Source organism: Bacillus sp. MD-5 (genome assembly GCF_002201875.1).
GTDB classification, from domain to species: domain Bacteria; phylum Bacillota; class Bacilli; order Bacillales; family Bacillaceae; genus Bacillus; species Bacillus stercoris.
Map to the genome: position 1 here is coordinate 807,501 of NZ_CP021911.1, position 12,628 is coordinate 820,128.

The following is a 12,628-nucleotide window of genomic DNA, read 5'->3' on the forward strand; positions in this document are numbered from 1 at the left end:
TATGAGATCCATGATATATTTATATTCGTCGGTTAGATACGACGTAAAAAACTTGCCGGTGTGGCGGAATTGGCAGACGCGCACGACTCAAAATCGTGTTCCTTCTGGAGTGTCGGTTCGACCCCGACCACCGGTATACTGAAGAACCCGTTTCTTATTTAGAAACGGGTTTTTATTTTTATCGAAGAAAAGGAGCCTCAGCTCCTTTTTTTACTTACTCAGCGTATTGGTCTATGATCTCTTCTAACACCTCTTCAAGACCTTCGGCATCTTCAAGCTCTGATTGGCTGAAACGGACGCGTACAAGCTGTTCTCCGTCATTATACATCTCTTCCAGCCACCCTCGGAGTCCTCTTGCTCTGCGGTCGATTTCGAAAATGATTTCCAAACCGTCTTCTTCTAAAAGGAAAATGAGCTCTAATTCATCAAGCATCTGACGATAATATCCGGAAGTCGGAACGAACTCGAATTCTTGAACGAATGGAAGACGGCGCTGGAAGTAGGGCGCTTGTTCGCAGTCTGCTTCGTTAAGACGGAAGCCCAGGTTTTCGATAGCATCCAGGACATTTTCAATCCAAGGGTGCGCTTCAACGAAAATGCGGTCATGGTCAGATTTATCGATACCGCCTTGAATGTCAAGGTCTGTCACCACGGCAACCTCTACTTTTCCTACAGTGATCGGCGTATCTAGAGGCAGAGTGAATGCGAACGGAAATTGACGCTCTTCTCCGGGCTGAATGGCAAATGAACCAGTGACCCGAAAAGAATGAATTGTAGCGTATTTCCGGTGTTCTTCATCGTCTTTTACAATGACGTACTTGGTGTTAAGCTGTAAGTCAATATAGCGGATGTCCTGAGCGATTTTTCCGCCTTTGACGTGTACAGTTCCCCGTACTTCTTCTCCCGGAAAATATGCATCTTTCTCTAAAATTGTATCGACTTTTGCAGCTCCGATTCCGGCACTTGCCGCAAGTTTCTTAAAAAATGACATGTTTGATCTTCCCCTTTTTCTTTTTCTCAACAGATATACGCAAGAAGGAGGAAAAAAGATTCATTTTATTCATACTTTTTTCCTATTATTCATCTAAGCCTAAGGGCAGACTAAGAATAATATTGAAAACAAAGGAGTAGGTGGAAGTGAATAAAGAAAATTTGGTTGCAGATGAATTACACAGAATGTTTTTGGCTGGTGAGCTGCAAATCACAGTAGAGGAGGATATAAACCATATTTCCGAAAGGCTGAGAAACGGCGATCTCAGTTTAGACCGATTAAGCGGTGAAGACGCGTTTATAAAAGAAACGGTAAACGAGGCTTTAAGAAGAGTGGAGCAATAAAAAAGAGACGGCATCTCATCTTTGAGATCCCGTCTCTTTTTGTGGTCTTTGCTGCAAGATAAAAGCGAATCAATTTGAAATTGCTCACCCAAGCCACCCTTTTTCGAACAGAAGATCTGACAGTTCATCATGGAGATGGGCAGCTGTATCTAATTGATCATGCAATGCTCTTCTGATGTGCGGGTTTGCGGTTTCTGTTATTGCGACAGTGTATTTTTTCATGCTGGCTTTTATTGTTGTTAACAAATCAAAAATGTCTTCGGGATAAAGACTCAATGAGCAAGCCACCTCCTTTGGTTTTTATAGCAGCTCCTGATAAGAAAGTATTTTGCTTTGTTTCTTGCTTCTATTCAAAATGCTATAATAAACAACAAATTTTGTTGGGGAGTGTAATGATGAAACAGATTATTGCGATGGGAGGCGGGGGTTTTTCGATGGAGCCGGAAAATTTGTCCCTCGATCAATATATCCTCAATCAATCGGAACGGGAGTCACCTCGTATTTGTTTTTTGCCGACCGCGAGTGGAGATTCCCAAAACTATATTCAGCGGTATTATCATGCGTTTCAAACAATGGATTGTGTGCCGTCTCATTTATCCTTATTTAAGCCGCCGTCAACAGATTTAACTTCTTTTGTTATGGAAAAGGACGTGATCTATGTTGGCGGGGGAAATACGCGCAATATGCTTGTGCTATGGAAGGAATGGGGGCTGGACTTTATTCTCAGAGAGGCATGGAAGAACGGAGTGATTTTAGCTGGATTAAGTGCAGGTGCGATATGCTGGTTTGAAGAAGGCGTGACAGATTCGACCGGGCCGCTGACAAGTATGAAAAGTTTAGGTTTTTTGCAAGGGAGCTTTTGTCCTCATTATGACGGGGAAAAGGATCGGAGACCGGCATACCACCAGCTGATAGCTAACGAATTCTTGTGCAATGGCTATGCGGCGGACGATGGGGCGGCTCTCCATTTCATAAATGATCAGCTGTTTCAGACTGTGAGTTCAAGATCGGATGCAAAGGCATATCGGGTGATGAGGGATGAACATGGGATATGTGAAATCCCGTTGCCCGTCACATATTTGGATTCAATTAGCTGAATATTTTCTATATTCCTCTTTTTTTTCGATTGGTTTTATGTTAAGATGAGTCCGAAATCAATAGTTACTGGGGGTGCCCGCTTTCGGGCTGAGAGAGAAGGTAAGCTTCTTAACCCTTTGGACCTGATCTGGTTCGTACCAGCGTGGGGAAGTAGAGGAATTGTTTTTATTATTGTCGTGCTGGGCAATAATATGTTTCTTTCTGACTGTAACCGGGTTCATTTTTATGAATCCGGTTTTTTGTGCTGGTTATGGGCTTGATTTTGTCCTTTCAAACGTAGAGAGGGGAAGGATAAGTAATGCAAAACAATTCAGTGCAGCAAGCCAACATTTCTATTATGTCAAGTTTTTCTGGCAGCAAAAAGGTATACGTGGAGGGTTCTTCTTCAGACATCCAAGTGCCGATGAGGGAGATTACATTGAGTCCGACGACGGGATCGTTCGGCGAGGAGGAAAACGCACCTGTGCGTGTCTATGATACAAGCGGACCGTATACGGACCCCGAAGTTACTATTAATATTCAAGAAGGATTAAAGCCGCTCCGCCAAAAGTGGATTACAGAGCGCGGTGATGTGGAAGAATATGAAGGTCGTGCAATAAAACCAGAAGATAATGGTTATAAAAAAGCAAATCCAAACGTAAGCTACCCAGGGCTAAAGCGGAAACCGCTGAGGGCGAAGGCTGGTCATAATGTCACCCAAATGCACTATGCCAAAAAGGGAATCATTACACCTGAGATGGAGTTTATCGCTATTCGAGAGCACGTGTCTCCCGAATTTGTAAGAGACGAGGTGGCAAGCGGCCGGGCAATCATTCCTTCAAACATTAATCACCCTGAAAGTGAGCCGATGATTATCGGCCGGAATTTTCATGTGAAGATTAATGCGAATATCGGGAATTCAGCTGTTACGTCATCCATTGAAGAGGAAGTGGAAAAAATGACGTGGGCCATCCGCTGGGGAGCAGATACAATGATGGATCTCTCTACAGGAAAAGATATTCATACGACGCGTGAATGGATTATTCGCAATTGTCCTGTGCCTGTGGGAACTGTTCCGATTTATCAGGCGCTTGAAAAAGTAAACGGCGTAGCGGAGGATTTAACGTGGGAGATTTATCGTGATACGCTGATCGAGCAGGCAGAACAGGGAGTGGATTATTTTACGATTCACGCGGGTGTTTTGCTTAGGTATGCGCCGCTGACTGCCAAAAGGACAACTGGTATCGTGTCCCGTGGGGGCGCCATTATGGCACAGTGGTGTCTGGCTCACCATCAAGAAAGCTTTTTATACACTCATTTTGAAGAGATCTGTGAAATCATGAAAGCGTATGATATTGCGTTTTCTCTTGGGGATGGCCTGCGTCCCGGATCAATCGCCGATGCTAATGACGAAGCACAGTTTGCTGAATTAGAGACGCTTGGAGAGCTGACGCAAATTGCGTGGAAGCATGATGTTCAGGTGATGATTGAGGGTCCTGGACATGTTCCGATGCATAAAATCAAAGAGAACGTCGATAAACAAATGGACATTTGTAAAGAAGCTCCTTTTTATACATTAGGGCCGTTGACAACGGATATTGCCCCTGGATATGACCATATTACTTCAGCGATCGGGGCGGCGATGATCGGTTGGTATGGGACAGCAATGCTTTGTTATGTAACGCCGAAGGAGCATTTAGGGCTGCCAAACCGTGATGATGTTCGTGAAGGAGTCATTACATATAAGATCGCTGCGCACGCTGCGGACCTTGCAAAAGGGCATCCCGGAGCGCAAATCCGCGATGATGCGTTATCGAAAGCCCGTTTTGAATTCCGCTGGCGGGATCAGTTTAATCTATCTCTTGATCCGGAAAGAGCGCTTGAATATCATGATGAAACTCTGCCGGCTGAAGGAGCAAAAACCGCTCACTTCTGTTCCATGTGCGGTCCAAAGTTTTGCAGCATGAGAATTTCTCAGGATATTCGAGATTATGCGAAGAAAAACGATCTCAGTGAAGCAGAAGCCATAAATAGAGGATTAAAAGAAAAAGCAAAAGAATTTGTCGATACGGGAAGCAATTTATATCAATAAAAAAGATGAAGATGGAGAATGCTCCATCTTCATTTTTTTAGAAAAACAGAGAGCGTCGAAGCGGAGGAATACTCTGTTCAAAGCGGAAAACATTTTCTGGATCATATTTCGTTTTGACACGGCGGAGTCGTTCAACATTTTCGCCGTAATATGTTCTTGGCCAGTTTCTGATTTCGATATCTGGCCAATTTACGTAGTCCCCCATCGTTTCTCTCGAAAGGGATGTTCTCAACCTCTCAATCCAGCGGACGTTTTGTCTTTTTTCTTCAGGGGATGTCCAGTTTGTTAGGTATTCCTGGGCAATGATTGCATCACGATAATAAAATGCTGTTTGGTCTGGAGCGATCCGTCCGGCTGCTCCGCCGAGCGACTGCTGCCAGACGCTGGCGTTTTGATTCGGAGCGTGCTCCAAAAAGTGTTTAATCGTTGAAATCGCACGTTCTGATAATGGCTTTTCAATGAAAGAGCCGGAGCGTTTCATTTTTTGAGGCTGATTGCCTCCCGGGCTGTTAAAAAAGGTTACCGCTTCAATGAAGGGCATTGCGATTACCATTCCGCTTGTCGGGCTTCCTGCTTTCAATAAAGGCTTTAACAGTTTTTTTAACTCTGTTTTTGGACCGACAAATTGGCCGAGGGCCTCTATCCGGTTTACTTCTTTAGGCCAAAACTCTATTGATGAGGTAAGCCGGTCATCTGTATAGGGGGCCCAGTGCTGCCACGTGTTAAATACTTCTTTAAAATCATCCCAGCCCCATGTAATTGAAAAAATCGACACTTGAGAGATGGGCACTGCTTGAAATGTCATGGAGGTGACAATGCCGAAATTGCCGCCTCCGCCTCCCTGAGACGCCCAAAATAAGTCTGGATGGTTTGAAGAGCTGACTGTAACCAAATCAGCGCCCTCTTTTTCGTCTGCTATTATCATCTCGAGATTCACGAGGCGGTCACAAGTAAGACCGGCAGCCCTTGTTAAAAGTCCAATACCTCCTCCGAGAGTTAAACCTGTGAGCCCTACATTAGCAATGGTGCCTGCGGGAAGCGTCAGGCCGTATTGCCAGAGAGTCCGATAGACTTCTCCCAATTCAGCGCCTGCTTCAATATAGGCAAGCTTTTTATCCTGATTTACAGTTATTTTTTTCATTTCGCTTAAATCAATAACAAGACCGTTATTTAAAAGGGAAAAGTTTTCATAGCTGTGCCTGCCGCCTCGAATACGGAAAGGCACACGGTTTTCACGCGCCCATTTCAGCGCATTGAGTGCATCTTTTTTGTTTTGGCAAAACACAATGATGTCAGGATACCTTTCTAAGCTCAGGTTAATATTGGTTCTTGCTTCGTTATAGTCCGGATCATCCCGTGTCACGATACGTCCGGTCAGTTTTGTCTTTTCCACACTCCCACATCTCTTTCTCACGTATTCTAGTTTCTCTAGCTTATGCGTCAGGGTAAAAGAGTGTATAAGGAAAAAGCGTGGATATAATCTAATAAAGCGTCAATAGCTTCAAAATATAGTTGACAGGTCGGTATTGTATGAATTAACATGGTCAGTACAAATTTTCAAAACTGTCGCGCTGATCGGAACACCGAAGGCTCTTATCTTTAGATAAGGGCCTTTTTTGTATGAAAAAGGAGGGATTATTGATGGGGGTCAAAAAAGAAAAGGGAAGAAAACGATTCAGGAAGCGAAAAACCTACGGGAATCAGATTTTGCCGCTCGAGCTGCTGATTGAAAAAAACAAACGAGAGATCATAAACAGCGCGGAGCTCATGGAGGAAATTTATATGAAGATTGATGAGAAGCATACGCAATGCGTAACTAAATATAAAAAAACCCGCTGATTACAGCGGGTTTTTGCATTTCAATTAAGCATCTTTTTTAATCGGCAATCCAAGGCCTTCTGCGACGCGTTTTCCGTATTCAGGGTCCGCTTTATAGAAGTGCTCGATTTGACGGAGCTTGATTTCTTCTTTTTCTACCGGCTTCATAGCGTTAACAATATTTTCAACAAGGCGGGTACGTTCATCTTCGCTCATTAAACGATATAGGTCACCGGCTTGTGTATAGTGATCGTTGTGATCGTAGCTTACGCTGTCAGCGATACCTTGTACCGGATATGCTGCTTGCTTATCCTCAGGTGACTCTTTCGGGCCGCCGAAGCTGTTAGGCTCGTAGTATACAGATCCGCCGCCATTATTGTCAAAGCGCATTTGTCCGTCACGCTGATAATTTTTCACTTCGTTGCGTGCGCGGTTGATTGGCAGCGCTTGATGGTTTGCACCGACACGGTAGCGGTGTGCATCATGATAAGCAAACAGTCGGCCTTGAAGCATTTTATCCGGTGAAACATCAATACCAGGCACGAGTGTTCCAGGTGAGAATGTCGCTTGTTCTACTTCAGCAAAGTAGTTTTCCGGATTTCTGTCTAGAACCATGCGTCCGACCTCGATTAACGGGTAGTCTTTTTGAGACCAAACTTTTGTGACATCAAACGGATCGAAACGGTACGTATTTGCATCTTCTAAAGGCATGATTTGCACATATAGTTTCCATGCAGGGTAATCACCGTTTTCGATTGCGTTGAAAAGGTCTTCTGTATGGTAATCAGGATTTTCACCGGCAATTTTTGCTGCCGTATTGACATCAAGATTTTTCACGCCTTGTTCTGTTTTAAAGTGATATTTAATCCATACGCCTTCGCCTTCGGCATTTGTCCATTTGAATGTATGGCTTCCGAAGCCGTGCATGTGGCGAAGTGTCGCAGGAATTCCGCGGTCAGACATCAGGATTGTCACTTGGTGCAGTGACTCTGGTGAAAGTGACCAGAAATCCCATACAGCCGTAGGGTTTTTCAGGTGTGTTTTTGGATCTCTTTTCTGTGTATGGATGAAATCAGGGAACTTAATCGCATCGCGGATAAAGAATACCGGCGTATTGTTGCCGACGATGTCGTAGTTTCCTTCTTCGGTATAAAATTTAACAGCAAATCCGCGTGGGTCGCGAACTGTGTCAGCCGAGCCAAGTTCACCGGCAACTGTTGAGAAACGGATGAACAGCGGTGTGCGTTTGCCGACTTCAGAAAGGAAAGCGGCTTTCGTATATTTTGTTACGTCGTTTGTCACTTCAAAATATCCGTGTGCGCCTGCTCCTTTAGCGTGAACAACACGTTCAGGAACACGTTCTCGGTTGAAATGGGCCAATTTTTCGAGTAAATGTACATCTTGAATTAAAGTTGGTCCGCGAGAACCGGCAGTCATTGAGTTTTGGTTATCTCCAACCGGAGCGCCCCAGCTAGTTGTCAGTTTATTTGAACTCATGTAATCACCTCTTGGAATTTATAAGAACATAATATCACCTCTAATTAAAAAGTCAATATTATTTTATAATTATTATAAAATAGTTATCTATATTAAGCGATATCTAGTATTGGAAATGGTGAAAAACCTTGTTATATCAGCTGTTGCATAGCATTTAATAATTTTCGGAGAAATCATTTTTTCTACTCTACTTGCGAAACAAGCAGAGTAAGTGATAAACAAGGATCAAAAACCGCATTTTTAAAAAAGAGTTGACATATCGGAATAATTTGAATTAACATGTTATTCAAACAAAAAACAATTGGGCAGCTGATCGGACCGCCGAAGGCTCTCATCTCTACAAGAACAGAGATGGGGGCCTTTTTGTTTTTTGAAGGCGGCGTTGGCAGAAAGAGGGGATAAAAGTGGCTGTGACCATCAGCATCAAAGAAAAGTCATTTGTTCAAGAGGGCCGCAAAAACACGGTCTTAGAGAACATACAATTATCAATCGCACCAGGTGAATTTTTAACGCTTATCGGACCGAGCGGGTGCGGGAAAAGCACCTTGTTAAAGATTATTGCGGGACTTGATTCTGAATATGACGGGAGTGTTGAAATCAACGGCCGCAGCGTAACAGCTCCGGGGATTCAGCAAGGATTTATTTTTCAGGAGCACCGCCTCTTTCCTTGGCTGACGGTTGAGCAGAATATTGCCGCCGACTTGAATTTGAAGGACCCAAAAGTCAAACAGAAGGTGGATGAACTGATCGAGATTGTCAGATTGAAAGGATCGGAGAAAGCATATCCGCGCGAGCTGTCAGGCGGCATGTCACAAAGAGTTGCCATTGCCCGGGCCCTTCTGCGGGAGCCTGAGGTGCTGCTTTTAGATGAACCGTTTGGTGCACTTGACGCTTTTACAAGAAAACATCTGCAGGACGTGCTGCTGGAGATATGGAGGAGGAAAAAAACAACGATGATTCTTGTAACTCACGATATAGATGAATCTGTTTATTTAGGAAATGAGCTTGCGATCCTTAAGGCCAAACCGGGGAAAATCCATAAGCTGATGCCCATTCACCTGGCGTATCCGCGGAACCGGACGACTCCGGATTTCCAAGCGATCAGGCAGAAAGTGCTGTCGGAATTCGAGAAAACAGAAGATTTGGAGTACGCTGAAGGATCAGGGATATAGAAAGGGCGGAAGCGGAAATGAAAAAAAGGCTCATTGTATTGGCTGCCGTTATTTTTCTGCTCGCAGGCTGCGGAGCAAACGGAGCTAATGGTGATCACAAACAATTGAAGGAAATTCGTATTGGTATTCAGCAAAGCTTAAGTCCGCTTTTGATCGCGAAGGAGAAAGGCTGGTTCGAAGATGCATTTGAAAAAGAAGGCATCAAAGTGAAATGGGTGGAGTTTCAAAGCGGTCCGCCCCAATTTGAAGGCCTTGCGGCGAACAAACTTGATTTTTCTCAGGTCGGCAATTCGCCTGTGATCGCTGGACAGGCGGCAGGCATTGACTTTAAAGAAATTGGTTTGTCTCAGGACGGTTTGAAAGCAAACGGCATCCTTGTGAATCAAGGCAGCGGCATTCAGGACGTCAAGGACTTAAAAGGGAAGAAAATTGCAGTCGCCAAAGGCAGCAGCGGGTTTGATTTTTTGTATAAAGCGCTTGATCAAGTCGGGTTGTCAGCTAATGATGTGACAATTATTCAGCTTCAGCCTGATGAAGCGGCTTCGGCGTTTGAAAACGGATCTGTTGATGCCTGGTCCATTTGGGAGCCGTACTTGTCATTAGAAACAATGAAACACGGAGCAAAAATCCTTGTGAACGGAGAAAGCACAGATTTATATTCACCGGGCTTTACTTTAGTAAGAACCAAGTTTTCAGAAGAGCATCCAGACGAAGTGGTCCGTTTTCTGAAGGTGTTTAATAAGGCTGTTGTATGGCAAAAGGAACATTTGGATGAAGCAGCAGAACTGTATGCAGACATTAAAGATCTCGATAAAAAGGTCGTCGAAAATGTGCTGAAGAATACTGAGCCCCTGAATGAGGTCATTAGTGACGATATTGTGAAAGCACAGCAGGAAACAGCAGATTTTCAATTTCGAACGCAGGCAATAGATAAGAAGATTGATGTGAAGGATGTTGTGGATAACACTTATATCAAAAAAGCATTAAAGGAATATTCCTCAGGAGGTGATCAGTGATGAAAGCAGAGGCTGCGGGCTCGCTGCCCAAAACGAATGCGGAAGCAGTGCGAAAAAAACCCGGAAGGAAGAAGTATGGCTGGACGAAGGGGCTTTTACTGCCAGCTGCCATCATTGCCATCTGGCAGATTATCGGCGCGCTGGGGCTTGTGTCCGCTACAGTGCTGCCTACGCCTGTGACGATTGTCCTGACCTTTAAGGAGCTTATTTTGTCCGGTGAGCTGTTCGGCCATCTGCAAATCAGCATTTATCGGGCGGCGCTTGGTTTTTTGCTTGGTGCGGGACTTGGATTGATAATCGGGATTTTGGCCGGATTCTCAAAACGAACGGAGCTGTATCTTGATCCGTCGTTGCAAATGCTTAGAACGGTACCTCATTTGGCCGTCACGCCGCTGTTTATTTTATGGTTCGGATTTGACGAAGTATCTAAAATTTTGCTGATTGCGCTCGGTGCCTTCTTTCCCGTCTATATCAATACGTTTAACGGTATCCGCGGAGTTGATGCGAAGCTGTTTGAAGTCGCTCGGGTCCTTGAATTTAAATGGCATCAGCAGATAACCAAAGTGATATTGCCGGCAGCCCTGCCCAATATATTGCTAGGCATTCGCTTATCGCTCGGCATTGCATGGCTCGGGCTCGTTGTAGCAGAGCTGATGGGCTCAAGCTCGGGAGTCGGCTATATGATTATGGATGCGAGACAATTTTCACAAACGAACAAAGTCTTTGCAGGGATTATCATTTTTGCAGTGGTTGGAAAGCTGACGGATTCCTTCGTCAGGCTGCTTGAACGAAAGCTGTTAAAGTGGAGAAACAGCTACGAAGGATAGAGTATCTAAGGGGGATGAATATGGAAATTCTTTGGTTTATACCGACTCATGGAGACGCGAGATATTTAGGATCTGAAAGTGATGGACGGACTGCGGATCATCTTTACTTTAAACAAATCGCGCAGGCGGCAGACAGGCTGGGATATACAGGGGTTCTTCTGCCGACGGGAAGATCGTGCGAGGACCCGTGGCTTACAGCGTCGGCGCTGGCAGGAGAAACAAAGGACTTGAAATTTTTAGTCGCGGTAAGACCTGGTTTAATGCAGCCTTCTTTAGCAGCCAGAATGACATCCACCCTAGACCGCATTTCAGACGGACGGCTGCTGATCAACGTTGTGGCAGGGGGCGATCCGTATGAGCTGGCAGGTGATGGCCTGTTTATCAGTCATGATGAGCGCTATGAAGCAACAGACGAATTTTTAACCGTTTGGCGAAAACTTTTGCAGGGAGAAACGGTTTCCTATGAAGGAAAGCATATAAAAGTGGAAAACAGCAATCTGCTTTTCGCCCCGCAGCAAGCGCCGCATCCGCCTATCTATTTCGGTGGATCGTCGCAGGCAGGGATTGAAGCTGCCGCAAAGCATACAGACGTGTACTTGACATGGGGGGAGCCGCCTGAACAAGTAAAAGAAAAGATTGAGAGAGTCAAAAAGCAGGCGGAAAAAGAAGGGAGATCTGTCCGGTTTGGCATTAGGCTGCATGTCATTGCCCGTGAAACTGAACAAGAGGCGTGGGAAGCGGCTGAGCGCTTGATCAGCCACTTGGATGATGACACCATTGCCAAAGCGCAGGCTGCTTTAAGCCGTTACGACTCTTCAGGCCAGCAGCGGATGGCCGTTCTTCATCAAGGCGATCGGACGAAGCTTGAAATCAGCCCGAATCTGTGGGCGGGGATCGGTCTGGTCAGAGGAGGGGCAGGAACAGCCCTTGTCGGTGATCCGCAGACTATTGCCGACCGGATAGCGGAGTATCAGGCACTCGGCATAGAATCATTTATATTCTCCGGCTATCCGCATCTAGAAGAAGCGTATTATTTTGCAGAGCTTGTATTTCCACTTTTGCCGTTTGAAAACGATCGGACGAGAAAGCTTCAGAACAAAAGGGGAGAAGCAGTAGGAAACACTTATTTTGTCAAAGAGAAAAATGCATGAGTTTAATTAAAATACAGCCCCCGAATATGGTATGATTTTCAAAAAGGGGGCTGTTTTTCTGAAAACATTGAGAAGCGCAGCAGTCATTTGCCTGATAGCTATGCTGTCAGCATGCGGACATTCAAAACAGATGGAAATCAAAGCAGCGGACATATCAGATTTTGAAAAAAACAGAATGGATGTTGCAGCTTCACAGGCATTCACTGCTGAAGCCGTCAATATCGGTGAAGGTATTTCTTCAGCTGACATGTACATCGAACATTATCAAAAGGGAAAGCTTGTTGAGACGGTTGGTCCAGTTCGTGCAGATTATTCAGAGGAAAAATCTGATACCATACAATTTGTTTATTTTGAGAATGAAGAGGGGGAAGGAAAGGATAAACACACCACCATTCATTTTGGCATTGTGGATAAACAGGGAAATATAGCAGCTGATTCATCGGTGAAACGTGACGATAGCGCAACACAGGAAATGACTCAGAATATTTCATCGCCGGAACCGATTTCTTTCGAGAAGCCTGTTTTGATCGGCAGCAATATTAGAGGGACTGACGAGACAATGCATACCTCTGAACATAAAAAAGAGCTCATTAAGCATCAAGATGCGTTACTGTATTATGTGAAATTGCATCACTAGAAACGG

General features: G+C 44.8%; 12 protein-coding genes, 1 tRNA gene, 1 pseudogene and 1 riboswitch. Of the genes and pseudogenes, 10 read left to right on the forward strand and 4 right to left on the reverse strand.

All coding sequences use genetic code 11. The features are described 5' to 3' along the window. Positions 1-54 precede the first annotated feature (54 nt). Positions 55-136, forward strand: a tRNA-Leu gene (locus tag CDO84_RS03885). A gap of 78 nt (positions 137-214) precedes the next feature. Here CDO84_RS03885 and spo0M read toward each other — a convergent pair. After that, positions 215-991, reverse strand: coding sequence for a sporulation control protein Spo0M (gene spo0M / locus CDO84_RS03890; RefSeq protein WP_040083662.1), 777 nt, complete (start codon positions 989-991; stop codon positions 215-217). A 140-nt stretch (positions 992-1,131) separates the two neighbouring features. Between spo0M and CDO84_RS03895 the strand changes: the two genes are divergently transcribed. Then, complete coding sequence (locus CDO84_RS03895) at positions 1,132-1,335, forward strand: hypothetical protein (protein WP_014663285.1); 204 nt, start codon at positions 1,132-1,134, stop codon at positions 1,333-1,335. Between the two features lie 84 nt (positions 1,336-1,419). On the opposite strand, the pseudogene CDO84_RS03900 reads toward CDO84_RS03895, so the two are convergent. Then, positions 1,420-1,689, reverse strand: a pseudogene (locus CDO84_RS03900) (spore coat protein). Positions 1,690-1,730: 41 nt separating this feature from the next. On the opposite strand from CDO84_RS03900, the gene CDO84_RS03905 reads away from it, so the two are divergent. Both CDO84_RS03905 and thiC read left to right on the forward strand, forming a co-directional pair. Then, entirely contained in the window at positions 1,731-2,432 is a 702-nt protein-coding gene (locus CDO84_RS03905) for a Type 1 glutamine amidotransferase-like domain-containing protein (RefSeq protein WP_040083661.1), read from the forward strand. Positions 2,433-2,491: 59 nt separating this feature from the next. Further along, positions 2,492-2,599: riboswitch (TPP riboswitch) on the forward strand. 132 nt (positions 2,600-2,731) lie between these two features. After that, entirely contained in the window at positions 2,732-4,504 is a 1,773-nt protein-coding gene (gene thiC / locus CDO84_RS03910) for a phosphomethylpyrimidine synthase ThiC (RefSeq protein ID WP_040083660.1), read from the forward strand. A gap of 37 nt (positions 4,505-4,541) precedes the next feature. Here thiC and CDO84_RS03915 read toward each other — a convergent pair whose 3' ends face one another. Then, positions 4,542-5,897 (reverse strand): FAD-binding oxidoreductase, encoded by a 1,356-nt coding sequence (locus CDO84_RS03915; protein WP_040083659.1) that lies wholly within the window; start codon positions 5,895-5,897, stop codon positions 4,542-4,544. 248 nt (positions 5,898-6,145) lie between these two features. On the opposite strand from CDO84_RS03915, the gene senS reads away from it, so the two are divergent. Further along, positions 6,146-6,343 (forward strand): transcriptional regulator SenS, encoded by a 198-nt coding sequence (gene senS, locus CDO84_RS03920; protein ID WP_003245192.1) that lies wholly within the window; start codon positions 6,146-6,148, stop codon positions 6,341-6,343. Positions 6,344-6,367: 24 nt separating this feature from the next. Here senS and katA read toward each other — a convergent pair whose 3' ends face one another. Further along, positions 6,368-7,819 (reverse strand): catalase KatA, encoded by a 1,452-nt coding sequence (gene katA / locus CDO84_RS03925; protein WP_040083657.1) that lies wholly within the window; start codon positions 7,817-7,819, stop codon positions 6,368-6,370. Positions 7,820-8,223: 404 nt separating this feature from the next. On the opposite strand from katA, the gene CDO84_RS03930 reads away from it, so the two are divergent. The 5 genes from CDO84_RS03930 to CDO84_RS03950 all read left to right on the forward strand — a co-directional run bounded on the left by CDO84_RS03930 (position 8,224) and on the right by CDO84_RS03950 (position 12,622). After that, the gene (locus CDO84_RS03930) at positions 8,224-8,991 is read left to right on the forward strand and encodes an ABC transporter ATP-binding protein (RefSeq protein WP_040083656.1); all 768 of its coding nucleotides are present in this window, start codon (positions 8,224-8,226) and stop codon (positions 8,989-8,991) included. A gap of 17 nt (positions 8,992-9,008) precedes the next feature. Next, positions 9,009-10,007: an aliphatic sulfonate ABC transporter substrate-binding protein gene (locus CDO84_RS03935; protein ID WP_040083654.1), complete on the forward strand. Its 999-nt coding sequence runs from the start codon at positions 9,009-9,011 to the stop codon at positions 10,005-10,007. Further along, a complete protein-coding gene (locus tag CDO84_RS03940; RefSeq protein WP_082033034.1) occupies positions 10,004-10,834 on the forward strand; it encodes an ABC transporter permease in 831 nt (276 codons plus the stop codon). Before CDO84_RS03935 ends, CDO84_RS03940 begins: the two co-directional genes overlap by 4 nt. A gap of 20 nt (positions 10,835-10,854) precedes the next feature. Further along, a complete protein-coding gene (gene ssuD, locus CDO84_RS03945) occupies positions 10,855-11,985 on the forward strand; it encodes an FMNH2-dependent alkanesulfonate monooxygenase (protein WP_040083650.1) in 1,131 nt (376 codons plus the stop codon). Between the two features lie 100 nt (positions 11,986-12,085). Beyond that, the gene (locus CDO84_RS03950) at positions 12,086-12,622 is read left to right on the forward strand and encodes a hypothetical protein (protein WP_040083819.1); all 537 of its coding nucleotides are present in this window, start codon (positions 12,086-12,088) and stop codon (positions 12,620-12,622) included. Positions 12,623-12,628 lie beyond the last annotated feature (6 nt).

Coding starts and splice junctions, on each gene's coding strand:
- spo0M (WP_040083662.1), bottom strand. CDS start 991: ATGTCATTTTTTAAGAAACTTGCGGCAAGTGCCGGAATCGGAGCTGCA.
- CDO84_RS03905 (WP_040083661.1), top strand. CDS start 1,731: ATGAAACAGATTATTGCGATGGGAGGCGGGGGTTTTTCGATGGAGCCG.
- thiC (WP_040083660.1), top strand. CDS start 2,732: ATGCAAAACAATTCAGTGCAGCAAGCCAACATTTCTATTATGTCAAGT.
- senS (WP_003245192.1), top strand. CDS start 6,146: ATGGGGGTCAAAAAAGAAAAGGGAAGAAAACGATTCAGGAAGCGAAAA.
- katA (WP_040083657.1), bottom strand. CDS start 7,819: ATGAGTTCAAATAAACTGACAACTAGCTGGGGCGCTCCGGTTGGAGAT.
- CDO84_RS03935 (WP_040083654.1), top strand. CDS start 9,009: ATGAAAAAAAGGCTCATTGTATTGGCTGCCGTTATTTTTCTGCTCGCA.
- ssuD (WP_040083650.1), top strand. CDS start 10,855: ATGGAAATTCTTTGGTTTATACCGACTCATGGAGACGCGAGATATTTA.
- CDO84_RS03950 (WP_040083819.1), top strand. CDS start 12,086: ATGCTGTCAGCATGCGGACATTCAAAACAGATGGAAATCAAAGCAGCG.